The sequence below is a fragment of the Pseudomonas sp. FP1154 genome, assembly GCF_030687245.1.
Taxonomy (GTDB): Bacteria; Pseudomonadota; Gammaproteobacteria; order Pseudomonadales; family Pseudomonadaceae; genus Aquipseudomonas; species Aquipseudomonas rhizophila.
Genome location: NZ_CP117465.1, coordinates 4,397,695 through 4,422,537 on the forward strand (window position 1 = coordinate 4,397,695; position 24,843 = coordinate 4,422,537).

At 59.5% G+C, this 24,843-nt stretch carries 20 protein-coding genes, 4 tRNA genes and 1 pseudogene; 14 read left to right on the forward strand and 11 right to left on the reverse strand.

Annotated features, from left to right (window positions below; genetic code table 11):
- Positions 1 to 18 precede the first annotated feature (18 nt).
- Genes PSH91_RS19730 through PSH91_RS19750 form a run of 5 tightly spaced genes read left to right on the forward strand, consistent with a single transcriptional unit; the run spans position 19 to position 5,094 of the window.
- The gene (locus PSH91_RS19730) at positions 19 to 1,035 is read left to right on the forward strand and encodes an ABC transporter ATP-binding protein (protein WP_107321749.1); all 1,017 of its coding nucleotides are present in this window, start codon (positions 19 to 21) and stop codon (positions 1,033 to 1,035) included.
- Entirely contained in the window at positions 1,032 to 2,021 is a 990-nt protein-coding gene (locus PSH91_RS19735) for an ABC transporter ATP-binding protein (protein WP_076383777.1), read from the forward strand. Before PSH91_RS19730 ends, PSH91_RS19735 begins: the two co-directional genes overlap by 4 nt.
- The gene (locus tag PSH91_RS19740) at positions 2,018 to 3,442 is read left to right on the forward strand and encodes a M20 family metallopeptidase (RefSeq protein WP_047230466.1); all 1,425 of its coding nucleotides are present in this window, start codon (positions 2,018 to 2,020) and stop codon (positions 3,440 to 3,442) included. Before PSH91_RS19735 ends, PSH91_RS19740 begins: the two co-directional genes overlap by 4 nt.
- Complete coding sequence (locus PSH91_RS19745; protein ID WP_047230465.1) at positions 3,439 to 4,593, forward strand: M20 family metallopeptidase; 1,155 nt, start codon at positions 3,439 to 3,441, stop codon at positions 4,591 to 4,593. Before PSH91_RS19740 ends, PSH91_RS19745 begins: the two co-directional genes overlap by 4 nt.
- A gap of 36 nt (positions 4,594 to 4,629) precedes the next feature.
- A complete protein-coding gene (locus PSH91_RS19750) occupies positions 4,630 to 5,094 on the forward strand; it encodes a hypothetical protein (protein WP_047230464.1) in 465 nt (154 codons plus the stop codon).
- Positions 5,095 to 5,211: 117 nt separating this feature from the next.
- Here PSH91_RS19750 and PSH91_RS19755 read toward each other — a convergent pair whose 3' ends face one another.
- Positions 5,212 to 6,228 carry a 1-aminocyclopropane-1-carboxylate deaminase gene (locus PSH91_RS19755; RefSeq protein ID WP_047230463.1) on the reverse strand — a complete coding sequence of 339 codons (1,017 nt, stop codon included), beginning with the start codon at positions 6,226 to 6,228 and terminating at the stop codon, positions 5,212 to 5,214.
- A 198-nt stretch (positions 6,229 to 6,426) separates the two neighbouring features.
- Between PSH91_RS19755 and PSH91_RS19760 the strand changes: the two genes are divergently transcribed.
- Positions 6,427 to 6,936 (forward strand): Lrp/AsnC family transcriptional regulator, encoded by a 510-nt coding sequence (locus PSH91_RS19760; protein ID WP_047230462.1) that lies wholly within the window; start codon positions 6,427 to 6,429, stop codon positions 6,934 to 6,936.
- 159 nt (positions 6,937 to 7,095) lie between these two features.
- Here PSH91_RS19760 and PSH91_RS19765 read toward each other — a convergent pair.
- From PSH91_RS19765 to PSH91_RS19780, 4 genes are all read right to left on the reverse strand, one after another.
- Positions 7,096 to 7,172: transfer RNA gene (locus tag PSH91_RS19765), tRNA-Asp, on the reverse strand.
- A gap of 17 nt (positions 7,173 to 7,189) precedes the next feature.
- Positions 7,190 to 7,265: transfer RNA gene (locus PSH91_RS19770), tRNA-Val, on the reverse strand.
- Between the two features lie 174 nt (positions 7,266 to 7,439).
- Positions 7,440 to 7,516, reverse strand: a tRNA-Asp gene (locus PSH91_RS19775).
- A 20-nt stretch (positions 7,517 to 7,536) separates the two neighbouring features.
- Positions 7,537 to 7,612 (reverse strand) — tRNA-Val (locus tag PSH91_RS19780).
- 160 nt (positions 7,613 to 7,772) lie between these two features.
- Here PSH91_RS19780 and rdgC point away from each other — a divergent pair.
- The 3 genes from rdgC (at position 7,773) to sugE (ending at position 10,237) form a co-directional block, all read left to right on the forward strand.
- Positions 7,773 to 8,693 carry a recombination-associated protein RdgC gene (rdgC, locus tag PSH91_RS19785; RefSeq protein ID WP_047228694.1) on the forward strand — a complete coding sequence of 307 codons (921 nt, stop codon included), beginning with the start codon at positions 7,773 to 7,775 and terminating at the stop codon, positions 8,691 to 8,693.
- Between the two features lie 145 nt (positions 8,694 to 8,838).
- Positions 8,839 to 9,804: a bile acid:sodium symporter family protein gene (locus tag PSH91_RS19790; protein ID WP_274091112.1), complete on the forward strand. Its 966-nt coding sequence runs from the start codon at positions 8,839 to 8,841 to the stop codon at positions 9,802 to 9,804.
- Between the two features lie 118 nt (positions 9,805 to 9,922).
- Positions 9,923 to 10,237 carry a quaternary ammonium compound efflux SMR transporter SugE gene (gene sugE, locus PSH91_RS19795; protein WP_047228696.1) on the forward strand — a complete coding sequence of 105 codons (315 nt, stop codon included), beginning with the start codon at positions 9,923 to 9,925 and terminating at the stop codon, positions 10,235 to 10,237.
- Between the two features lie 145 nt (positions 10,238 to 10,382).
- On the opposite strand, the gene PSH91_RS19800 is transcribed toward sugE, so the two are convergent.
- The 4 genes and pseudogenes from PSH91_RS19800 to PSH91_RS19815 form a co-directional block, all read right to left on the reverse strand.
- The gene (locus PSH91_RS19800) at positions 10,383 to 12,257 is read right to left on the reverse strand and encodes an MFS transporter (protein ID WP_160894119.1); all 1,875 of its coding nucleotides are present in this window, start codon (positions 12,255 to 12,257) and stop codon (positions 10,383 to 10,385) included.
- A gap of 80 nt (positions 12,258 to 12,337) precedes the next feature.
- Entirely contained in the window at positions 12,338 to 13,486 is a 1,149-nt protein-coding gene (locus PSH91_RS19805; protein WP_305466553.1) for a TDT family transporter, read from the reverse strand.
- 103 nt (positions 13,487 to 13,589) lie between these two features.
- Positions 13,590 to 13,901, reverse strand: a complete 312-nt coding sequence (locus PSH91_RS19810; protein ID WP_076383771.1) for a cupin domain-containing protein — start codon at positions 13,899 to 13,901, stop codon at positions 13,590 to 13,592.
- A 37-nt stretch (positions 13,902 to 13,938) separates the two neighbouring features.
- A pseudogene (locus PSH91_RS19815) lies at positions 13,939 to 15,125 on the reverse strand (MFS transporter).
- Between the two features lie 103 nt (positions 15,126 to 15,228).
- On the opposite strand from PSH91_RS19815, the gene PSH91_RS19820 reads away from it, so the two are divergent.
- Together PSH91_RS19820 and PSH91_RS19825 are read left to right on the forward strand one after the other, a co-directional pair.
- Entirely contained in the window at positions 15,229 to 15,768 is a 540-nt protein-coding gene (locus PSH91_RS19820; RefSeq protein ID WP_076383769.1) for a TetR/AcrR family transcriptional regulator, read from the forward strand.
- A gap of 252 nt (positions 15,769 to 16,020) precedes the next feature.
- Positions 16,021 to 19,491: a PAS domain-containing hybrid sensor histidine kinase/response regulator gene (locus PSH91_RS19825; RefSeq protein WP_047228702.1), complete on the forward strand. Its 3,471-nt coding sequence runs from the start codon at positions 16,021 to 16,023 to the stop codon at positions 19,489 to 19,491.
- Positions 19,492 to 19,549: 58 nt separating this feature from the next.
- On the opposite strand, the gene rmuC is transcribed toward PSH91_RS19825, so the two are convergent.
- Positions 19,550 to 20,932, reverse strand: coding sequence for a DNA recombination protein RmuC (gene rmuC, locus PSH91_RS19830; protein ID WP_196304611.1), 1,383 nt, complete (start codon positions 20,930 to 20,932; stop codon positions 19,550 to 19,552).
- 178 nt (positions 20,933 to 21,110) lie between these two features.
- Positions 21,111 to 21,434 carry a hypothetical protein gene (locus PSH91_RS19835; RefSeq protein WP_076383767.1) on the reverse strand — a complete coding sequence of 108 codons (324 nt, stop codon included), beginning with the start codon at positions 21,432 to 21,434 and terminating at the stop codon, positions 21,111 to 21,113.
- Positions 21,435 to 22,400: 966 nt separating this feature from the next.
- On the opposite strand from PSH91_RS19835, the gene PSH91_RS19840 reads away from it, so the two are divergent.
- The 3 genes from PSH91_RS19840 (at position 22,401) to PSH91_RS19850 (ending at position 24,813) form a co-directional block, all read left to right on the forward strand.
- Complete coding sequence (locus tag PSH91_RS19840; RefSeq protein ID WP_007898912.1) at positions 22,401 to 22,625, forward strand: hypothetical protein; 225 nt, start codon at positions 22,401 to 22,403, stop codon at positions 22,623 to 22,625.
- A 277-nt stretch (positions 22,626 to 22,902) separates the two neighbouring features.
- Positions 22,903 to 23,385 (forward strand): hypothetical protein, encoded by a 483-nt coding sequence (locus tag PSH91_RS19845; protein ID WP_173406659.1) that lies wholly within the window; start codon positions 22,903 to 22,905, stop codon positions 23,383 to 23,385.
- Positions 23,386 to 23,529: 144 nt separating this feature from the next.
- A complete protein-coding gene (locus PSH91_RS19850) occupies positions 23,530 to 24,813 on the forward strand; it encodes an OmpP1/FadL family transporter (protein WP_305466555.1) in 1,284 nt (427 codons plus the stop codon).
- The last annotated feature ends 30 nt before the right edge of the window (positions 24,814 to 24,843 follow it).

A 24,843-nucleotide genomic window follows, 5' to 3' on the forward strand; every position in this document is an offset into this window, starting at 1 on the left:
GATAGAGGAGTACCGGACATGGCACTACTCCATGTTGAAAACCTGCGGGTGGACATTCCCATGGGCCATAACCCGACAGCGGATGACATGCTGCATGCGGTGCGCGGCCTGGATTTTCAGGTCGAGCGCGGCGAGATGCTGTGCATTGTCGGAGAGTCCGGCTGCGGCAAATCCCTGACCTCGCTGGCACTCATGGACCTGCTGCCCCGCAAGGCCAAGCGCACCGCCAGCCGACTGACACTGGACGGCATCGACCTGCTCGGCCAGAGCGAGCGAAGCATGTGCGACCTGCGCGGCAACCGCCTGGCGATGATCTTCCAGGAGCCCATGACCGCGCTGAACCCGGCCTACAGCATTGGCGACCAGCTCAGTGAAGTGCTGACCCGACACCGCAAGGTGTCGCGCAAGGATGCGCTGGCCCGCGCCGCGCAAATGCTGGAAAAGGTCGGCATCAGCAATGCCGGCGAGCGTCTGCGTCAGTACCCGCATCAACTCTCCGGGGGGTTGCGCCAGCGGGTGATTATCGCCATGGCGTTGATGTGCGAGCCCGACCTGATCATCGCTGACGAGCCGACCACCGCACTGGACGTGACCATTCAGGCGCAAATCCTGCGCCTGATCCGCGATATACAGAAAGAACTGGGGCTGGCGGTGATCTTTATCACCCACGACCTTGGCCTGGTGGCCCGCATCGCCGACCGGGTTGCCGTGATGTATGCCGGGGAAATCGTCGAAAGCGCTCCCGCCCGACAACTCTTCGAGAACCCGCGGCATCCGTACACCCGTGGCCTGCTGGCCAGCATCCCGATTCCAGGGCGGACCAAACCGGGCGAAGCGCTGGGTTCGATTCCCGGTCTGGTGCCGAGCCTGGTGGGTGAACAACACGGGTGTGCCTTTCGCAATCGTTGCGCGCACACCGTCCAGGCGTGTGCCCGGGATGTGCCCGAAGTGCACCAGGACGGACATATGGCGCGCTGCCTGCTGGCGGCTTCCGGCCTGAAACCGATGCTGGTTAAAGAGAGTGCCCGCTCATGAAAAAAGACATCGCTCTGGAGCTGTGCGATATCCGTCGCGAGTTCCGTATCAGCAAAGGCTTTTTCAAACCTGCCGCCACACTGAAAGCGGTTGATGGCGTATCACTGCGCCTGATGCGCGGTGAAACCCTCGGTCTGGTGGGTGAGTCCGGTTGCGGCAAAAGCACCCTGGCCAAGATCCTGCTCGGCCTGCTACAGCCCACTCAAGGCGACGTGCTGGTCAATGGCAAACATCTGGCAGCGACAGATCGCAAGGAGATGTCCCGGCGTATCCAGCCGATCTTCCAGGATCCGTATTCATCGCTGAACCCCCGCAAGACCCTGCGCGAAATCATCACCCTGCCGTTGATCGTCCACGACATCGGCACGGCCACCGAGCGCCGCAAGAAAACCGAACAAATGCTGGATGTAGTCGGCCTTCCCAAGCGCGTGATCGATAGCTATCCAGCCCAGTTATCCGGCGGCCAGCGCCAGCGCGTGGCGATTGCCAGGGCGCTGGTCATGCGTCCTGATGTGTTGATCTGCGACGAGCCGACTTCGGCGCTGGACGTGTCAGTGCAGGCGCAGATCCTCAATCTGTTGCAAGACCTCAAGCGCGAATTCGGCCTGACCTATTTGCTGATCAGCCACAACCTGGCGGTTATCGAGCACCTCGCCGACCGGGTGGCCGTGATGTATCTGGGGCGTATTGTCGAAGAACGCACCCGCCAGTCGCTGTTCGCCGAACCCGGCCATCCGTATACCCGCGCATTGCTCGATTCGGTGCTGACCCCCGATCCGCGCTTGGGCATTCCAGACATCGGCCTGCACGGCGCCTTCCCCAACCCGATGTCCCCGCCAACCGGCTGCACCTTTCACCCGCGCTGCCCGAACTGCATGGACCGTTGCAAAACGGCCTATCCGGCCAACGATCCAATTATCGGCGGCAACGTACGTTGCCACCTGCACGACAGTCCCACCCAAACACTGGAGCTTGTCCACTCATGAGTCGTTCCCAGGCCATCAGCAACACCCTCGAACAGTTCGACAACGGTGCTTTTTTCAACCTGCTCGAACGTAGTGTCGCCCTGCCCACCGAAAGCCAGGCGCAAGACAGCCAACCTGAGTTGTATCGCTACCTCAACGAGTTCATCACTCCGCATGTCGAGGCGCTGGGTTTCAGCGTAAAAATCTACGACAACCCGGTAGCGGAACGCGGACCATTCATGATCGCCACGCGCATTGAACACCCGCAGCTGCCCACCGTACTCAGCTATGGTCATGGTGATGTGGTGCGCGGCTATGCGGCACAATGGCGTGAAGGCTTGTCACCGTGGCAAGTCACCGTCGAAGGTGATCGCTGGTACGGGCGCGGCACCGCCGATAACAAAGGCCAGCACCTGATCAACATCACCGCGCTGGAGCAGACCCTCAAGGCCCGCGAAGGCAAGCTCGGCTTCAACGTCAAACTGCTGCTGGAAATGGGCGAAGAAGAAGGTTCCCCCGGCCTCAATGCGTTCTGTGCCGCCCACCGCAAGGAGCTGGCGGCGGATATCTTCATCGCCTCGGACGGCCCGCGTCTGGCCGCAACACGGCCTACCATTTTTCTAGGCTCACGCGGGGTGTTCAACTTCGAGCTGGCGGTCAATCTGCGCGAAGGCGCACACCACTCCGGTAATTGGGGCGGGCTGCTGGCCAATCCCGGCATCATCCTGGCCAACGCCATCGCCAGCATGATCGACGAACATGGCCGGGTAAAAGTCGAGGGCTTGCAGCCCAGCGCACTGCCGGATTCGGTGCGACAGGCGCTGGCCGACATCGAAGTCGGTGGCGGGCCGGATGATCCGCAAATCGACGCCAACTGGGGCCACCCGGATCTGTCGCTGAGCGAGAAAGTCTTTGGCTGGAACACCCTCGATGTCATTGCCTTCAAGACTGGCAATCCAGACGCCCCGGTGCATGCAATCCCCGGCAAGGCCAACGCTCACTGCCATATCCGCTTTGTGGTAAACAGCGATTACACGACCTTTATCCCCGCCGTGCGCGCTCACCTGGATGCCCATGGTTTCAACAATGTCGAGGTCAAGCAAAGCCGCATCGATGTCATGCACGCCACCCGGCTGGACCCGCAAAGCCCATGGGTCAACTGGGCGCTCGACTCGTTGACGCAAACCACCGGAAAGAAACCGGCGCTGCTGCCCAACCTTGGCGGCTCCTTGCCCAACGACGTGTTTGCCGACGTGCTCGGCCTGCCGACCTTGTGGGTGCCGCATTCGTACCCGGCCTGTTCACAACATGCGCCCAACGAGCACTTGCTGGCACCGGTGGTCAAAGAAAGTCTGCAGATCATGGCCGGGCTGTTCTGGGACCTGGGCAACGATGCGGCACGTCTGAGCGAGGAACATCGGGCACGGGAGCGTGCGCAATGAGCGAGACCCACCAACAGGCGCTGGACTGGCTCGCCGGCCAGCGCCCCGCCATGGAGTCGTTGTTGCAGCGTCTGGTCGATACCGATTCCAACAGCTATGACAAGGCGGGGGTCGATGCCGTGGGCGCATTGCTCGCAGCGGAACTGGAGGCCGACGGTATCGAGCTCAAGCGTATGCCGGTCGAAGGTTTTGGCGACGTACTGCTTGCCCAAGTACCCGGCGAGGCTGGCAAGCCGGTGCTGTTGCTGGGCCATCGCGACACGGTATTCCCCAAGGGCACGACCACCACCCGTGGCTTCAGCCGCGATGGCGACCTCGCCTACGGCCCCGGCGTAGCCGACATGAAAGGTGGGTTGGTGCTCAACTGCTTCGCCCTCAAGGCACTCAAGCGCGTCGGTCCTTTGCCCTGCCCGGTGCAGGTGCTCTATACCGGTGACGAAGAAATCGGCTCTGGCAGCGCCCGCAGCCATATCGAAAGCGCCGCCAAATCAGCCCGCGCCGTACTCAATACCGAGCCGGGACGGGCCAGCGGCAATGTGGTCAGCGCCCGTAAAGGCGGGGCCACACTGGTCATCGAAGTCAGCGGCCGCGCTGCGCACTCCGGCGTCAACCATGCCGACGGGGCCAGCGCCATCGAGGCGCTGGCCCGAAAGATCGTCAAACTGCATGCCCTGACCGATTACCCCGCAGGCATCACCACCAATATCGGGCTGATCGCCGGCGGCACCTCCAGCAACACTGTCGCGCCCAACGCCTCGGCCAAGCTGGATGTACGGTTTATCGAGTCGCAACACTGGGAGCAGATATTCGCCGCCATCCAAGGCATCGTCGCTGAAGAGGAACTGCCCGGCACGAGCGCCATCCTCAAGGAAGCGACGACCTTCCTGCCGATGGAAGCACGGCACAGCGAGCAACTGCTGCACATCTATCAACAACAAGCACTGGCGCTAGGCTTCAGTGTCGAGGGCGAATTCACCGGCGGCTGCGCCGATTCCGGGTTCACCGCCAGCTTGGGCATTCCAACCCTGTGTGGTCTGGGGCCGGTGGGTGGCAAAGTCCACACCGATCGTGAATACCTGGAACTGGACACGCTGGTTCCACGCGCCCAGGCCTTGGTGGCAACCATTCTGGCCGTCGGCGAGAACCGTTGAGGCAATTAGCCTCTACCCATCACCGGGAGTACTTTCATGCATACGATTTCGCAATCCGCAGTCTGGATAAAAGCGCCATTAACGGATGTGGGTGTCGTTATTGTCACCAGTGCCGAACTGCCCGAATACTTCATCGACACGTTGCAGCTGGCGATCAAGGACTGGGACCAGGTGGCCTATCTGGTCGTCAAGCAGTCGCATGAGTTCATGCTCGACTGGCTCAGAGCCGGGTCTGAGGCATCGGAATCGAATCCATCCAGCCTGTGTCATGCCAGCCAGTTGCTGCGCTCAGTATCGAAAGGCTGCTACCTGCTTGATGTCGAAGTCAGCCCATTGCCCAGCCTGACTTGGCTGGGATCTGTCTGCGGCCACACATTGCGCTTCGTTAAACTGGGTAAAGTCGAGTTAACCGATGCCGCGATGGATAAGCAGGTGGAGGAGATCTTGTCGGTGGCCAGGGACCTGGCAAAAAGTGTCTTGCAAGAGCGCTATAGCGCCTGATGGAGCCGGGTCCCGCGCTGCTCAGCAAGTGCGACATTGAACCTGTGGCAAGGGAGATTGCTCCCCGCCACAGCTTACTCACCGCTAGCGTCAACGCTTTACGGACTTGAAGCGCAATCATCCGTTGCGGAACAGGAAGCTATAGGCGTTCAGAGCGGGAACCCCGCCCAAATGCGCATAAAGCACTTTCGAGCCTTCAGGGAACTCACCACGACGCACCATATCAATCATACCGTGCATGGATTTACCTTCATACACCGGGTCTGTCAGTACGCCCTCAAGGCTCGCGCACAGTCGGATAGCTTCCAGCGTGCCGTCGTTGGGCAAGCCATATTCCGGGTAGGCGAAGCGCGTATCGAGGACCACGTCCTCTTCAGTGATCTCCCGACCCAGCTCCACCAGCTCAGCGGTGTGCCGGGCAATGCGCAGAATCTGTGCCTTGGTCTGCTCCGGTTTGGCCGAGGCGTCGATACCGATGACGTTCTTCGAGCGGCCGTCGGCAGCGAAACCGACCACCATGCCGGCCTGGGTACTACCGGTCACCGAACAGACCACAATGTAATCAAACTTGAAGCCCAGTTCTTTTTCCTGCTGCCGTACCTCTTCGGCGAAACCCACGAACCCGAGGCCGCCGTAGGGATGCTCGGAACACCCCGCCGGGATCGGGAATGGCTTGCCACCTCGCTCGACCACGTCGCTCATGGCCTTCTCCCAGCTGGGACGAATGCCGATGTCAAACCCGGCGGCGTCCAGACGTACCTCTGCGCCCATGATCCGGGACATCTCGATATTGCCTACCCGGTCATACACCGCATCGGAGTAGTTCACCCAGTTTTCCTGCACCAGTACGCACTTCATGCCCAGGTGAGCAGCGACGGCGGCTACCTGGCGGGTCTGGTTCGACTGGATTCCGCCGATGGAAACCAGGGTATCGCAGCCTTGCTCAAGCGCTTCGGGAATCAGGTATTCAAGCTTGCGGGTTTTGTTCCCGCCGAAAGCCAGGCCACTGTTGCAGTCTTCACGCTTGGCATACAACTGCACCTTGCCGCCCAAATGTTCGCTGAGACGCTTCAAGGGGGTGATGGGAGAGGGACCAAAGGTCAGCGGATAACGTTCGAAACGATTCAGGTTCATGACTCTGCTCCTTGTGTATTGAATATCCAAGCACCAGGCCGAAAGACAAAGGCTGCCTTCCAGGCTATTTCAGGGGGGCTTCGATGAGTTCAATATTAAGAAGAATATGAAAAATATGTGTTGCAAGTTTAAGGTACTTAAAGAACTATTATTTACGCAAACAATTACAGAACATACTTTAGTTGTTCGGGAAGAGAGATGAGCGCAACAAATAATCACAAGAAGCCTGAAGAAACAGCTGCGGCGCCGCAACCGCTTGATCGAACCGACCGAGCGATTCTCAAGACCCTGCAGCGCGATGCCTCCATCTCCAATGTGGCGCTTGCAGAGAAGGTGAAACTGAGCGCGCCGGCTTGCCTCAGGCGCGTCGAACGGCTCAAGCAGGCCGGCCTGATCAAGGGCATCGTCGCATTGCTGGACAGTGAGGCGCTGGACGCGGGAATGGTGGTGTTGATCGGCGTGGTACTGGACCGCTCCACACCGCAATCCTTTGCAGATTTCGAGGCGGCCGCACAAAAGGTATCCGGCTGTATGGAATGCCATGTGGTGACGGGAGAATTCGACTATTTCATGTTGCTGCGAACCAAGGACAGCCACAGCTTCAATCGACTGCATGCCGAACAGTTGCTTTACCTGCCCGGTGTTCGGCAGATCCGCTCGTTCATGGGGTTGCGCCAGGTCTTGTCGACGACCCACATACCCATTTGATGCTCATATCCGCCGAGGGGCAGCACCTGCTATATCACGGCCGTGCCGTTTGCTGGGCTGCTGATGGATTGCGATGAAACGCCATAAACGAAAAAAGCGGCCAAAGGCCGCTTATTCGGTAGCTTCCAGGCGTTCAGTGGGCCTAAGTGGAAGCGAATATGGCGCAGCGGACGGGACTCGAACCCGCGACCCCCGGCGTGACAGGCCGGTATTCTAACCGACTGAACTACCGCTGCGCGTAACATTGAAAGCTTGGTGGGTGATGACGGGATCGAACCGCCGACATTCTGCTTGTAAGGCAGACGCTCTCCCAGCTGAGCTAATCACCCTTCACTTTCGATGCGGGGCGCATTCTCTCACAAATTTTCGTAACGTGCTGATTTAATTAACTATTCAGCAAAAAATGTGATTAACGTGCACCGCAGGAACTGCAAACAGCAAAAAGCCCGCGTTAGCGGGCTTTCTGTGGTGATCTGGCGTTCAGTGTTCCAGATTACCGAATATGGCGCAGCGGACGGGACTCGAACCCGCGACCCCCGGCGTGACAGGCCGGTATTCTAACCGACTGAACTACCGCTGCGCGTAACACTTTGGAGCGAATGGTGGGTGATGACGGGATCGAACCGCCGACATTCTGCTTGTAAGGCAGACGCTCTCCCAGCTGAGCTAATCACCCTTCGCTTTCGGTGTGGCGCGCATTCTACGGAGCGTCCTCAAAGCTGGCAAGCACTTTTTAATTTAATTTTTTCAGGCCTTCCAAAGGCTTAGCGAAGGGTTGGCCTATGGCGCCGCGAAGAGAATAATGCCCCCCTTTGTATAAAGGAGAGACTCACCCCATGTGGTTCAAAAACCTGCTTATCTATCGCCTGACCCAAGATCTGCCTTTTGATGCCGAGGCGTTGGAAACTGCACTGGCCAGCAAACTGGCGCGTCCATGTGCAAGCCAGGAGTTGACCACTTACGGTTTCGTCGCGCCGTTCGGTAAAGGCGAAGACGCACCTCTGGTGCACATCAGCCAGGATTTCCTGCTGATCGCCGCGCGCAAGGAAGAACGCATCCTGCCAGGCAGCGTCGTACGCGATGCCCTGAAAGAAAAGGTCGAAGAGATCGAAGCCGAACAAATGCGCAAGGTCTATAAAAAGGAACGGGACCAGCTCAAGGATGAAATCATCCAGGCGTTTCTGCCTCGCGCGTTCATTCGTCGCTCGTCCACCTTCGCTGCCATCGCACCGAAACAGGGTCTGATCCTGGTCAACTCCGCCAGCCCGAAACGCGCCGAGGACCTGCTCTCCACCCTGCGCGAAGTCCTCGGCTCGCTGCCGGTGCGCCCACTGACCGTGAAAACCGCACCCACCGCCATCATGACCGACTGGGTCAAGACTCAGAAAGCCGCCGACGATTTCTTCGTGCTGGATGAATGCGAGCTGCGCGACACACACGAAGATGGCGGCATTGTGCGTTGCAAGCGTCAGGACCTGACCAGCGACGAAATCCAGTTGCACTTGAACACCGGCAAGGTGGTGACCCAACTGTCGCTGGCCTGGCAGGACAAGCTGTCTTTCGTGCTCGACGACAAAATGGTGGTCAAGCGCCTGAAATTCGAAGACTTGCTGCAGGATCAGGCGGAACAGGACGGCGGCGACGAGGCCCTCGGCCAACTGGACGCCAGCTTCACGCTGATGATGTTGACGTTTGGCGAGTTCCTGCCGGCGCTGGTAGAAGCGTTGGGTGGTGAAGAGATGCCTCAGGGGATCTGACAGCCCAATGATTACCCTTGTGGGAGCGAGCCTGCTCGCGATGGCAGAGTGACAGTTACCGACAGGTTGCCTGATACTCCGCTATCGCGAGCAGGCTCGCTCCCACAGTGTTTTTGTGGTGCTACTTAATAATAAGGATCAGGTCATGCGCGCACTGGCTGCATTGAGTCGTTTTGTCGGCAATACCTTCGCTTACTGGGTGCTGTTTTTTGCCGTGCTGGCATTCTTGCTACCGCAATGGTTCGTCGACCTGAAAGTCGCCATCGTCCCCTTGCTGGGGCTGGTGATGTTCGGCATGGGCCTGGCGCTCAAGCTGGAGGACTTTGCCGAAGTGGGCCGTCATCCAGGGCGGGTGGTCCTGGGGGTGATTGCACAATTTGTCATCATGCCCGGCGTGGCGTGGCTGCTCTGCCAAGTATTCAGCCTGCCACCGGAGATTGCCGTCGGGGTGATTCTGGTGGGTTGCTGTCCGAGCGGCACCTCCTCCAATGTCATGACCTGGTTGGCCCGCGGCGACCTGGCTTTGGCCGTGTCGCTTTCGGCCATCACCACCCTGCTCGCGCCTTTGCTGACCCCGGCGCTGATCTGGCTGCTGGCTTCCGCCTGGTTGCCGGTGTCGTTCTCGGCGCTTTTCTGGTCGATCCTGCAGATCGTACTGCTGCCTATCGTGCTGGGCATCGTTGCTCAACGCCTGCTGGGAGCGCGGGTGCGTCACGCGGTGGAAGTGCTGCCGCTGATCTCGGTAGTGAGCATCGTGATCATTGTTGCTGCGGTAGTGGCGGCCAGTCAGGCGAAGATCGCCGAGTCCGGCCTGCTGATCATGGCGATCGTTATGCTGCATAACAGCTTCGGTTACCTGTTGGGTTACTTCACCGCTCGCCTGTTCGGGTTGCCACTGGCCCAGCGCAAGACCTTGTCTCTGGAGGTGGGCATGCAAAACTCCGGTCTGGGCGCAGCCCTGGCCAGTGCGCATTTCTCGCCGCTGGCGGCGGTGCCCAGCGCGCTGTTCAGCGTCTGGCACAATATTTCCGGGGCGCTGCTCTCGACGTATTTCCGCCGTATGAGCGAAAAGCAGGACCGTGAACTGCTCGCCCGCCAAGCGGCGGACTGAAAGACAGACTTGATCGAGTGGTCAATAATGGGCAATCTATATGCCCATCGCGGGGACGACCCCGCCACTCGATCGACCTAAATCCGGGGACGACCCCATCCATCGATGGAGGTGTGTGATGTCCTGGATCATTCTGTTTTTTGCCGGCCTGTTCGAAGTCGGTTGGGCTGTCGGCCTGAAGTACACCGACGGTTTCAGCCGCCCGCTCCCTACCGTATTGACCGTTGCGGCCATGGCTATCAGCCTTGGCCTGCTGGGCCTTGCGATGAAGGAGTTGCCCCTGGGCACGGCCTATGCCATCTGGACCGGTGTCGGTGCCGTGGGCACGGTGATTGCCGGAATCATTCTGTTTGGTGAATCCATGGCGCTGGTTCGGCTAGCCAGTGTGGCGTTGATCGTTGCCGGGTTGATCGGACTTAAGGCCAGCGCCTGAACTCACCTGCAGGAACAATATCTGTAGACACAGAGGCTTGTAGGGCTGGACCTGTGGGAGCAAGGCTTGCCCGCGAGGCGGTCTCAACGACGCTATCGCGAGCAAGCTTTGCTCTCACATACCTACTTTCACAAGGCGTCTCTCGTTATCTGACAGCCCCGCGCAACTCCCCCACCAACGCCTGCAACTTCGCCGGTTCCGCCACCTCAACGGCGACCGCCGGCCCCGCCACTAACGTCACCCGCGACCACAACCGGCGAAACAGCCCCTTGTTCGGGTCACGACTGAAGAAACTGCCCCACAATCCCTGCAACGCCAGGGGAATCACCGGCACAGGTGTTTCCTGAAGAATGCGCGTCAGTCCGCCCTTGAACTCATTGATCTCACCATCGGCCGTCAATTTTCCTTCGGGGAAGATACACACCAACTCGCCGTTCTGCAGGTATTGAGCGATGCGCGTAAAGGCGCTTTCGTAGATATGAATGTCTTCCTGGCGCCCGGCAATCGGAATCGTCCCGGCGGTGCGAAAGATGAAATTGAGCACTGGCAGGTTGTAGATCTTGTAGTACATCACGAAGCGAATCGGCCGACGCACCGCGCCACCGATCAGCAACGCGTCAACGAAGGACACGTGATTGCAGACCAGCAGTGCGGCGCCTTCATCGGGAATCGCATCCAGGTTGCGATGTTCCACGCGGTACATGGAATGGCTCAGCAGCCAGATCATGAAACGCATGCTGAACTCAGGGACGATTTTGAAGATGTAGGTGTTCACGCCAATGTTCAGCAGTGACACCACCAGGAACAGCTGGGGAATCGACAGTTCCAGCAAGCCCAGCAGGACAATGGAGACAATCGCCGAGACCACCATGAACAGCGCGTTGAGAATGTTGTTGGCGGCGATGACCCGCGCCCGCTCATTCTCGGCGGTGCGCGACTGGATCAGTGCGTACAGCGGCACGATGTAGAAACCACCAAAGACACCGAGCCCGAGGATGTCGATCAGCACCAGCCAGGCGTGGCCGAAACCGAGCACTTCGAGCCAGCCGTAGCCCTCGGCGCTGCCAGGAATTCCGCCGGAATGCCACCACAACAGCAGCCCGAATACGGTCAGGCCGAACGAGCCGAAGGGAACCAGGCCGATCTCGACTTTACGCCCGGACAGCTTCTCGCACAGCATCGAACCCACGGCGATCCCCACCGAGAACACCGTCAGGATCAAGGTCACCACGGTTTCATCACCGTGCATCCAGTCCTTGGCGTAGGCCGGGATCTGTGTCAGATAAATCGCCCCGACAAACCAGAACCACGAGTTGCCGACAATGGAGCGGGACACCGCAGGGGTTTGTCCCAGGCCCAGTTTAAGCGTGGCCCAGGACTGGCTGAAAATGTTCCAGTTCAGGCGCATCTGCGGTGAAGCTGCCGCCGCCCGCGGAATGCCGCGACTCGCCAGGTAACCGGCTACGGCGATAACGACAATCGACGTTGCCACCACCGGCGCGTAATGCGCCGAGGACATCATGATCCCAGCGCCGATAGTGCCCAAGAGGATCGCCAGGAATGTGCCCATCTCCACCAGGCCATTGCCGCCGACCAGTTCGTCCTCGCGCAGCGCTTGCGGCAGGATCGAATATTTCACCGGCCCGAACAGCGCCGACTGGGTACCCATGGCGAACAGCGCCGCCAGCATCAACCACAAGTGATCGAACAGGAAACCCACCGCGCCGATCGCCATGATGGCGATTTCGCCGAACTTGATCAGACGAATCAACGCATCCTTGGCGAATTTTTCCCCGAACTGCCCTGCCAGTGCCGAGAACAAGAAGAACGGCAAGATAAACAGCAGCGCACACAGATTGACCCAGATCGAGCGGTCGCCCTCGATGGTCAGCCGATAGAGAATCGCCAGGATCAACGACTGCTTGAACACGTTGTCGTTGAACGCGCCAAGGGACTGTGTGATGAAAAACGGCAGGAAACGCCGCGTGCGGAGCAAGGTGAACTGCGAGGGGTGACTCATCTTCCATGTTCCTGAGTGGCGTGGTCGCTTATTGGAATGAGGTTTTTCGATCCAGGCCACACATTACCTGTCTTTAACGATTATTTCGCCAGCCCCGCAATGCATGGCGACACGAACAGCTCACCGTGCCAGGCGCCGAGCACCGTGCGGCGGCCGACGATCAGCCACATCACCGCCAGCATCGCCACCAGTACACAACCGAACACAGTAAAAAAACCCAGGCTCAGCAAGCTCGCCAGCTTCAGCGTTGCCAGCGCATACACGCCCAAGGGGAAGGTAAAGCCCCACCACCCGAGGTTGAACGGGATGCCAGTGCGCAAATAGCGTGCGGTGATCAGCAGCGCCATCAGCATCCACCAGAACCCGAAGCCCCACAGGGTGATACCGGCCACCACCCCCAAGCCGGCGGCGACCTCACCTAAGCCCGGCAAGTCATTGGCGGCAAAAATCAGCGGCGCATCGCCTCCCAGCAACAACATACCCAGAGCACCGGTCCCGATCGGGCCGAGGGCCAGCCAGCTCGAGGCGGCCATGTTTTCGTGGGGTAGTTTGTGCAGGGCCATGCGCAGCAGCAGAATCGTCAGGATGCTGAACGCTACGGGTAGGGAAAATGCCCAGAGGATATAGCTGGTGACCAACATCACCAGTTGCGAATGAGCGTCTGCCAAATGCGGTGCCAACAACCCACCACTGGCGGCGGCGACTTCAGCGGCCACCACGGGCAATAGCCACACGGCGGTCATCTGGTCGATCCGGTGTTCCTGACGGGTGAACATCAAAAACGGAATCAGCACGCCGCAGGCCAGGGCCATCGCCACGTCGATCCACCACAACGTTTCAGCCAACAGCACTACGCCCTCGCCCCAACGCGGTAAACCGAATACCAACAAACCATTGATGAGGGTTGCCAGCCCCATGGGAATGGTGCCGAAAAACATCGAAACCGTTGAATGACCGAAAATCCGCCGGGCCTCGTCGAAGAACAACACCCAACGAGCGGTGTACAGCCCGGTGAACAACATGAACAACAGGACATTGAACAACCATACCCCTTCGGCCAGGACGCGCAGGCCTGGGACATCCCCCGGCCATTGCGCCAGGGCCAGGGCCAATACGCCGGTGCCCATGACGACAGCAAACCAGTTAGGTGTGAACTGGCGAATGGCTTCCAATGGCCTGGGCAAATGACTGAGTGGGCGCAAACGGTTGGGCGCAGCACAGCATGGCATGGCGAACTCCTGCTCTGGGACGAGATAGAGCCATGCTAGATTCAAATCGAATATCTATATAACGGGTAATTTCTCTATATATTATCGATTATGCAAATATTGATCAGATACTGCCCTTGGTCTCGATCACCAGAATTCTCGCCTCTCCCAATGGCTTGGCCAGATGTTCGGTGCCCACCGATGCATAGAAAATATCCCCCGCACTCAGCAAGGTATCTTTTTCGATACCGTCTTCCCGATAGCACATCTGCACTTGCCCATCGAGCACCACGAAGACTTCCTGACCTTCATTGATGTGCCATTTGTAGGGCTGATCGGTCCAGTGCAGGCGCGTGGTAATGCCGTTCATGTCGGCGATATCCAACGCCGCCCAGGCGCGGTCGCCGGTGAAGGATTTGCTGCGGATGATGTTCAACCCAGATCGCCCCAAAGGAAACACACAGGCGCCAAGGTTAACCCAAACCAGGCGCTGGCCGCGCCTGACGCGACAGCCCGAGCAAGGCGACGGTCGACAGCACAATCAACACCGCGCCATAGCCATCGGTGGTCGGGATCAGCCCAAAGACCCGGGTCAGGCTTCCCGCCAGCAGCGACGGCAGGCTGAAAGCCAGATAGCTGAGGACATAAAACGCTGACATCAACCCGGCCCGTTCATGGGGCAAGGCCAACGGCATGATGCTGCGCAATGCTCCCAGAAAGCCCGCGCCGAAACCGCTGCCAGTGACCAGCGTGCCGACGAAGAACAACGGCAAGCTAGCAGCGTGCACTGCGAGCAATACCAGCACCAGACCGACCATCAACAGGCTGGCGGCCAGGCGCAGCATTTTGTCGGCCATCTGGTTGCGCAGCGTGTAGATACTCAACGCTCCGGTGAGCGTCAGCACCGCCACCAGCGCGCCGCCAATCAGGTTGGAGGTGGTGCCGGTTGCGGCCCGCACCAATGACGGCGCCAGTGATAAGTAGAAGCCGCCCACCGCCCAGGCCACCAGGTTCAAGGGCAGTATCAGCCACAAGGCGCGCCGTGCCTGGATCGGCACATGCAAGGTGGGGCGCAAAGATCGCCAGGCACCCGGCTGCGGGCTGACGCTCTCGGGCCAGAAACCAGAGGTAAATGGCCTGGATCAGGAACAATCCCAGCAGAATCCAGTACGTCAGTTGCAGGGGCAACGGCGCGAACTCGGCCAACATCCCGCAACCAAATGCTCCGCAAGCCATGCCCAGCAAGGGCGCGACGCTGGTGATCAGCGGACCTTGCCGACGATCGAAGTCCAGCAAGGCAGCGCCAAGCACACTGGTGGCCATGCCCGTCGCGAAGCCCTGAATCAACCGCGCACCGATCAACCAGGCGATACTGTCGGCGTTGATAAACAGCAGCATTGCCAGCATGTTGAGCAAACAGCGCTACGAAAATCACCGGTTTGCGTCCCAGATAATCCGACAACGAACCCACGGTCAGCAACGCCGCTAACAGACTGAACGCGTAGACACCGAAAATCAGCGTCAGGACCCCAGGGGAAAATTGCATTTGTTCCTGGTAGAGGTGATACAGCGGGGTTGGCGCACTGGACGCTGCGAGGAAACCGAGCAGGGTGATCGCCAGGAATATCAGACTGGCACGGGTCGAAGCTGGACGGGACATGGGCACACTCCACAAGGCGATCCACAAAAGCTAATTTTTTGCTTTTGCGGAGTGTGCTATCGACGCGCGCTTAAAGCAAATTCTTTGTGTTAAGGTCCGATCCATGGCTATTAAAGAAGGTTTACGTCCCGGCGGCAGAAGCGCCCGGGTACAAGAGTCGATTCATTCGGCGGTTCGCAGCCTGCTCCAGGAGCAGGACCGCGCCACCCTGACCGTGCCGCAAATCGCGGCCCGCGCAGGCGTAACCCCGTCCACCATTTACCGGCGCTGGGGCGACCTGCCGGCATTGCTGGGCGACGTCGCGATTGCCCGCATGCGCCCGGACTGCGCACCGCTGGACACCGGCAGCCTGCGCGGGGATCTTCGCGCCTGGGCCGAACAGTACCTGGACGAAATGAGCTCCGAGCCCGGTCGCAACATGATGCGCGACATTCAGGCCTGCGCCACCCCGGGCTATTGCGTGGGAATCATCAGCGGCCAGTTGCAGACCATCCTGGATCGCTATCCTGACGAGCCAAACCCCGGGGTCGAGCGACTGATCAATGTGGTGGTCGCGCCGACGGTGTTTCGCATCCTCTTTGCCACCGCGCCGTTGGCGGTTGAGGAGTTGTATCGGTTGGTGGATATCGCGTTGGCCCAGTAATACCGCCATCGCGAGCAGGCTCGCTCCCACATTTGAGCAGTTGTGAATACAAAATCCATCTTCGCCGAAGATCCAGTGTGGGAGCGAGCCTGCTCGCGATGAGGCCGACCAGCACACCCCATGCCCCATTGCTGAGCGCAACCGGCGATACCTCGACACGCCTCGACCTTGGTCGACACTGACGAACCCGAGCGGGCATGCGAGACTGTTCTGCCGGGCACTGCCCCCGGGGTCTTTCGTTCAGGAGCTTCCATGTCGTTGTCCAGCGGGCTGATTGCCGTTGTTGCCCTGGCCTATATGGCCATCCTGTTCGCCATCGCCTTCTACGGCGACCGGCGCAGCACACCGTTGCCCCCTCGGGTGCGGGCGTGGGTCTACAGCCTGTCGCTGGCGGTCTATTGCACCAGCTGGACATTTTTTGGCGCGGTGGGCCAGGCTGCCGAACAACTCTGGTCATTCCTGCCGATTTACCTCGGGCCGATCCTGTTGCTGGTGCTGGCCCCGTGGGTCTTGCAGAAAATGGTGATGATCAGCAAGCAGGAAAACATCACCTCCATCGCTGACTTCATCGCCGCCCGCTATGGCAAATCCCAGTCCCTGGCGATTGTGATTGCCCTGATTTGCCTGGTGGGTGTGTTGCCGTACATTGCCTTGCAGCTCAAGGGCATCGTGCTCGGGGTGAACCTGCTCATCGGCGCCGGGGCCGACACCACGGGCACCCGCGCCCAGGACACGGCGCTGATCGTTTCACTGATCCTCGCGCTGTTCACCATCGTGTTCGGCACCCGCAACCTGGACGCCACCGAGCACCACCGAGGCATGGTATTGGCCATTGCCTTTGAATCGCTGGTCAAGCTGTTCGCCTTCCTTGCCGTTGGCGCCTTTGTCACGTACGGGCTCTACGACGGATTCGACGATCTGTTCAACCAGGCGATGCTCGCGCCGCGGCTGGAGCAATACTGGAAAGAAACCATCAACTGGCCGTCCATGGTGGTGCAGACCGGGGTGGCGATGATGGCGATCATCTGCTTGCCGCGGCAGTTTCACGTGACCGTGGTCGAGAACATCGAGCCCCAGGACCTGCGCCTGGCCAAGTGGGTATTCCCCGCCTACCTGGCCCTGGCGGCGTTGTTCGTGGTGCCCATCGCCCTCGCCGGGCAAATGATGCTGCCCGACTCGGTGCTGCCGGATTCATTCGTCATCAGCCTGCCGTTGGCCCAGGCCCACCCGGCGCTGGCGGTGCTTGCGTTCATTGGCGGCGCCTCGGCGGCCACCGGCATGGTCATCGTGGCGAGTGTCGCGCTCTCCACCATGGTGTCCAACGACATGCTGCTGCCTTGGCTGTTGCGCCGCAACAACGCCGAGCGGCCCTTTGAAGTGTTTCGCCAGTGGATGCTGTCGGTTCGCCGGGTGAGCATTGTGGTGATCCTGCTGCTGGCCTATGTCAGCTACCGCCTGCTGGGGTCGACGGCGAGCCTGGCGACCATCGGCCAGATCGCCTTCGCCGCCGTGACCCAACTGGCGCCTGCCATGCTCGGCGCGCTGTACTGGAAACAGGCCAACCGTCGCGGGGTGTTCGCCGGCCTCGCCATGGGGATTTTCCTGTGGTTCTACACCTTGGTGTTGCCGATCGCGGCCCACAGCCTGGGCTGGTCGCTGAACAGTTTCCCGGGGCTTGCGTGGCTGCATGGCAACCCCTTGAACCTGCCGATTTCACCGCTGACCCAAGGGGTCGTGTTATCCCTGGCCGGTAACTTCACCCTGTTTGCCTGGATCTCCGTGCTGTCGCGCACCCGCGTGTCGGAACACTGGCAGGCCGGACGCTTCATCGGCCAGGAAATCAGCGCCCGCCCCAACCCCCGCTCGATGCTGGCGGTGCACATAGATGACCTGTTGCAACTGGCCGCGCGCTTCGTTGGCGAAGAACGGGCGCGCCAGAGTTTCATTCGCTTTGCCTACCGCCAGGGCAAAGGCTTCAACCCGAACCAGAATGCCGACAGCGAATGGATCGCCCACACCGAACGGCTCCTGGCGGGTGTGCTGGGGGCTTCGTCGACGCGCGCAGTAGTAAAAGCCGCGATTGAAGGTCGGGAGATGCAGTTGGAGGATGTGGTCCGAATCGCGGATGAAGCCTCGGAAGTGCTGCAATTCAACCGTGCACTGCTGCAAGGTGCCATCGAAAACATCACCCAAGGCATCAGCGTGGTCGATCAGTCCCTCAGGCTGGTGGCCTGGAACCGCCGATACCTGGAGCTGTTCAACTATCCGGACGGTTTGATCAGTGTGGGTCGGCCCATCGCCGACATCATCCGCTACAACGCCGAGCGCGGCCTTTGTGGCCCGGGCGAAGCAGAGGTCCATGTCGCTCGACGCCTGCACTGGATGCGCCAGGGCCGTGCACACACCTCTGAACGGCTGTTTCCCAATGGCCGGGTGATCGAGCTGATCGGCAACCCCATGCCCGGCGGCGGTTTTGTCATGAGTTTTACCGACATCACCGCTTTCCGCGAAGCCGAACAGGCCCTGACGGAAGCCAATGAAGGATTGGAACAACGGGTGGCGGAACGCACCCGGGAACTGTCGCAACTGAACATGGCCCTGACCGAAGCCAAAGGCACCGCCGAGTCGGCCTACCAATCCAAGACCCGTTTCCTGGCAGCAGTCAGTCATGACCTGATGCAGCCGCTCAACGCCGCACGCCTGTTCTCCGCAGCGCTGTCCCATCAGCACGACGCCTTGCCGAGCGAGGCCCGGCAACTGGTACACCACCTGGACAGTTCGCTGCGCTCGGCCGAAGACCTGATCACCGATCTGCTGGACATTTCCCGCCTGGAAAACGGCAAGATCAACCCTGACCGCAATCCATTTGCCCTCAACGAACTGTTCGATACCCTGGGCGCCGAGTTCAAGGTACTGGCCCAGGAACAAGGCCTCAAATTCCGGGTGCGGGGCTCACGACTACGGGTCGACAGCGACATCAAGTTGCTACGTCGTGTGTTGCAGAACTTCCTCACCAATGCCTTCCGCTATGCCAAAGGCCCGGTACTGCTGGGCGTTCGCCGTCGCAATGGCGAATTGTGCCTGGAGGTGTGGGATCGCGGCCCGGGCATCGCCGAAGACAAACTGCAGGTCATTTTCGAAGAGTTCAAACGTCTCGACAGCCATCAGACTCGTGCGGAAAAAGGCCTGGGCCTGGGCCTGGCGATCGCCGACGGGCTGTGCCGCGTGCTGGGTCACACCTTGCGGGTGCGTTCCTGGCCGGGGCGCGGCAGTGTCTTCAGCGTCAGCGTACCGCTGGCCCAGGCGCAGACTGCCTTGCCCAAGCCCGCAGCCGAACTCAACGGTCATTTACCAAAAGGCGCCCAGGTGCTGTGTGTCGATAACGAAGACAGCATTCTGATCGGCATGAACAGCCTGCTCACTCGCTGGGGCTGCCAGGTGTGGACGGCGCGCAACCGCCAGGAGTGCGAGCGTTTGCTCAGCGAGGGAGGCCGACCGCAACTGGCCCTGGTGGATTTTCACCTGGACAATGGAGAAACCGGAACCGAGCTGATGGCCTGGTTACGCAGCCGTATGGGTGAACCTATACCAGGCGTGGTGATCAGCGCCGATGGCCGCCCCGAGACGGTGGCGCAGGTGCATGCGGCGGGTCTGGACTACTTGGCCAAACCGGTGAAACCGGCCGCATTGAGGGCGTTGTTGAGTCGGCATTTGCCGTTGTAGAGAATCGATTTCCCACTGTCAGGCACACACTGCCTGGCATCAAGCCCAGGTTTTTACATCAAGCCTGAGGCTTTTCGGTCTCTTCAGGCAGTTCGGGCAGCCCATCGACATCGGTCATTGCCCGTTCGAGCAGTTCGGCTGGCAGGCTTTTGCTGGCTCGGGCGCCGAGCAATTTGAGTTGTTCGCTGCGGCTGATCAGATTGCCACGCCCTTCTGTGAGTTTGTTGCGCGCCGCACTGTAGGCTTTGTCCAGTTGCTGCAAACGGCTGCCTATTTCGTCCAGGTCCTGAATGAACAGTACGAACTTGTCGTACAGCCACCCTGCCCGCTCGGCGATTTCCCGGGCGTTCTGACTCTGGCGCTCCTGTTTCCACAAGCTGTCGATCACCCGCAACGTCGCCAATAGCGTCGTCGGGCTGACGATCACGATGTTGCGGTCGAAGGCTTCCTGGAACAGGTTCGGTTCGGCTTGCAGCGCGGCAGAAAACGCGGCCTCGATCGGTACGAACAACAACACGAAATCCAGGCTGTGCAAACCATCCAGGCGCTTGTAATCCTTGCCGGCCAGACCTTTGACGTGGGCCCGCAAAGACACCACGTGCTGCTTGAGAGCGAGTTGGCCGATGCTGTCGTCCTCGGCGGCCACATATTGTTGATAGGCCGTAAGACTGACCTTGGAATCCACCACCACCTGCTTGTCGCCGGGCAGGTAAATCAGCACGTCCGGCTGGAACCGTTCGCCGTCCGGGCCCTTGAGGCTGACCTGGGTCTGATACTCGCGGCCCTTCTCCAGGCCGGCGTGTTCAAGCACCCGCTCCAGAATCAGCTCACCCCAGTTACCCTGGGTCTTCTGGCCTTTGAGGGCACGGGTCAGATTGGTCGCTTCATCGCTCAGGCGCAGGTTCAGCTGTTGCAGCCGTTCCAACTCCTTGCCCAGGGAGAAGCGTTCCCGCGCCTCGGCTTGATAGCTTTCCTCGACACGTTTTTCAAAGGATTGGATGCGCTCCTTCAGCGGGTCGAGCAACTGCCCCAACCGCTGCTGACTGGTTTCCGCGAAGCGTTGCTCACGCTCATCGAAGATCTTTCCTGCCAGCTCGGCGAACTGTGCCCGCAACTCGTCTCGCGAACCTTGCAGGTCGTCCAGACGTTGCTGATGACTTTCCTGTTGCTCACGCAGTTCGGCATGCAACGAAGCCGCCTGGGCATCAAGACGCCGCAATTCCGCTTCTTTTCCGGCACGCTCCAAGTTCCAGGCGTGGGCTGCGTCTCGGGCATTGTCGCGTTCGATCTGCAACAACTCGACTTCGCGACAAGCGGCGGCAAGCTCGGCTTGCCGGGCGGCGTTGGCCTGGCCCAGGTCGCTGATTTCATCGCGGCACGCATCGAGCTGGGCGTTCAAACCGTCGTGGGCCATGTGGGCGGTGGCCAGACGCTCCTCCATTAACGCGAGTTCGGTTTGCGCGGCGCTGGCCTGGCGTTGCAGGTGCCAGGCCAGGGCGAGCAACGGCACCGCAGCACCCGCCAGGCCAAACAACAGGCTGGTCAAATCCATAGCCATGACAATTCCCGCCGATGAAATAAAGCCCGCAGGTTAACCAAGCGGCCAGGGGATGCCCAGCTCAGTCTTCGATTTCACCCAGCGCCTGGCGCGCACGATGATCCCCGGCCCTGGCAGCCTGACGCAGCAGATCCTGGCCGATACGGCGATCGCGCGCGTTCCCGCACTCACGGCACATCAGCTGACCGAGGCGACTTTGCGCAGCTACCACGCCTTCCCGGGCTGGTTGCTTGAGTAAACGGCCGGCCAAGTGTTTGACACTGGTGTTTTCCCCAAGGCGCGGGCTGTCGAGCAGCCATTCGGCCACGCGCATCGAAATGCGTTTGGGTGGGGTAACACCGGCGGGTGTGGAGGTAACAGGATTTGATACTGAGCGAAACTTCATAAAGCACTGTGGGACAGATCAGGAAGGCGCGCCACTCTACTCCTTTTTTCGCACGGGTAAAGTCGAAAAAATCCGGCACGCCCGTGCTAGAGCAAGCGCTTGGGACAATCCACAGAAGCTGTGGATAACTCAGTGGACAACCCCCCCTGAAGTCGCCGTAAGCCCTGTGGAACGGGGCCTGCGCTCAAACTGACGATTTTTTCACCAGTAAAAAAAAGCGATGTTTTTCATTGACTTAAATTTTGGATACAGGCACCCACCCCAGATTGTTTCCACATGACAATACGGTGACAACCACCGCATCGAGTGTGCACAAGTAACACGTGAAATGGTTATATGGTTGCGCCGTTTTGACTCATTTGCGCGGTAAAACCTGGGGATAACCTGACGACGTGCGGGCCGTTGTCCGTCGGCTAAGCGCAAAACCATTGATCGGTTCCTGTGCTATGGCCGATCACCGATGGGCAAACAAACGATCAGTCGGCGACCAGGCAGGATCTTTTTTTCCCATCGTCCTTCCCTTCGACCACTCGATCCGTTACTATCCGCGGCGTTAGTACCAAGCTGAAAGTCAATTCCGGGTCGAATACATCTCCACGGTCAGCCTTCTTCAAGAGAAGCCTCACCGACAAAAAGAGACCGACCCCCTCGATGGTTTCCAGGTAATTCTTGCGTCAACACTGCCTTTGATCGATTGCAAAGGATGTTGCCAGACTCGTTACTCTGACCGAACCAGCCTGCAAAATTGATCAGGATCTTCACCCCGGGCCCAGAACCTTTGCCCTTGATGTGTTGCCTGCCCTCCTAAGTACCTACCTGCCAGCCCAAGCGCGCACTTTATATAGCGCTCAAACTGGCTGCTTTGTTCCAGTCGGGTTCTTCGTTCGACCAATGGTGGTCGACGTTACTGGAACGTTTTAACGTTGCACGGTTCTTAACCGTGTCATTTGTAGGAACACCCATAACATGTCGACTCAAATCCATACACAGGATGCCATCCGCACCCTAACCAACGCTTTTGCCCCAATGAACTGCCTGATCATGGCCGCTCGCAAAGGCTGCTTCAGCTTCACGCTGGTCAACGAACATGGCATCGCCCGTCACAGCGAACGCCTGTACCCCGATCAGTACTCCAGCGCAGAACCGCTGCAGGCCGTGATCGAGCGTACCCGTCAGGCACTGGTTGCCTGATACGCCGCAAAGGCTGAAACCCTAAGGCCCCGCCCCAAAAGCGGGGTTTTTTATTGCCCAGAATTTCTCGATAAAGCGCAACGGCTTAAGCACCGGGGGATATAACGGTTATAACCGTTCGGCGAAGATGTTTTAAAAACAGTCCTTTACAGCGGGAATATGACACTACACTTCAAGTCAAGCGGCATGATCCGCTTCCGGCGGAGCCTGAACCGAACCACTGCTGCCAAGCCCACACCCATTTCAGGCTCTGCCCCTTTCACGTTTCGAGGGTTTTATGGGTATCGCTGCCAGCGAACTGTGTCGATATGTGATCCGCCCGACGCTCCTGTACCTGGAGCGCCACAGTGCAACGGCGGAATCCTTGTTGCTGGGGATTGCCGCCAGCCAGTCCGCCCTGGGATCAGCCCTGCATGACCGTCGCGGGCACGGCCTGTACCGCATTCCCGAACCCCGCCACCGGGCGCTCTGGGACCATTACCTGGCTCTGGATCCGGAACGAGCCAGCCTGGTTCGGGGCCTGGCCAGCCAGCACGCCTTTCTCAGCGGCCCGCACCTGGAATTGACCGTCAATCTGCGTTACGCCACCGCCATTGCCTGGCTTTTGGTGGAGGAACAGAACCTCGCGCTTCCTGACGCCGATGACCTGTTAGGCATGGCCCGGATCTGGCGCCAGACATTTCACCCTCAAGGGCGCCTGCGGGATTTCACCTGCGCCTGGCAAAGTTGTGTTTCGCCGCTGAATCAGGTCGCCTGCTAAGGTCAGATCTGGAAAGTTCCTACAACAGCCGCGAATTTGGTCTGATTGTCCTACAAAACCGCTCTAAATCAAGCCATACAGCCTATAGCGCTTAAACGAAAATGTTGGTAATTTTCGCCCCGGTGATCACCTGGAGTTCTAACAATGAAAAAAATGATGCTCAAAACCACCCTTGGCCTTGCCGTTACCTTGGCATCCACGCAGATTTTCGCCAGTGGCTTTGCCTTGAACGAACAAAGCATCAGTGGCATGGGCACCGGTTTCGCTGGGCGTTCTTCCTCTGCCGATGATGCAAGCACTGTGTTTGGCAACCCGGCCGGCATGTCGCGCCTCAAGCGCCAGCAAGTTACGGGCGGTATGGCCGCTATCGACGCGTCCACCGACATCAACGACGCCAGCGGTAGCCAATCGGGCACCAACAAGGGCGACATGGTGCCGTTCACTGCCGTTCCGATGGGCTATTACGTCAAGCCTATCGATGATCAATGGGCTTTCGGCCTGGGTGTATACGCACCGTTCGGCCTGATCACCGATTACGAAAGCAGCTTCCAGGGTCGCAACTTCGGCAGCAAGAGCGAAGTGAAAGTCGTCGCCTTCCAGCCCACCGTCAGCTACGCCTTCAACGACAAGGTGTCGATCGGTTTCGGCCCGACCATCAACCACATTTCCGGCGCACTGGAATCAACCCTGACCACGCCGCTTTCACCGAACGATGGCGAAGTGAAGATCAAGGGCGACGACATTGGCTATGGCTACAATATCGGCGTGCTGGTCCAGGCGACCGACACCACTCGTGTTGGCCTGACCTACCACTCCAAGGTCAAGTACAAACTTGAAGGCCACACCAAGGTAAGCCCGGGTGCCGGCACTCCTGCCGGGTTCCTGAGCGGGGCGCGTTATGACGCTTCGCTGGACATCACGACACCTGAATCGGTGGACTTTTCGGTCACCCAGAAGCTCAACGATGCCTGGACCCTTTATGCCGGCAGCACCTGGACTCGCTGGAGCCGCTTGAAAGAAATCACCGTGGACAACCAAGGCGTCACGCCTGCAAACGGTGGTGCACTGGCCCCTGCGTTCCTTGGCACCATTACCGAGGAACAGAACTGGCATGACACCTGGGCCTACGCCATCGGTACGTCCTACCAGTTGAACAAACAGTGGGTGCTGCGTACCGGCCTGACTTTCGACCAGTCACCTACCAACAACATCGACCGCTCGCCACGCATCCCTACCGGCGACCGGACCATCTTCAGCCTGGGTGCAGGTTGGAGCCCGACCGAAGACCTGACCATCGACGTGGCGTATTCCTATCTCAAGGAAGAGAAAGTCAGCGTCAATCACAGCAACGCTCTGGGCCAGTCCTACAACGCTGAATACGAAAACAGCGCAAATGGCTTCGGTGTCGGTGCAACCTACCGTTTCTGATGATTCATGGCGGGCCTGAACCCCTCGCCA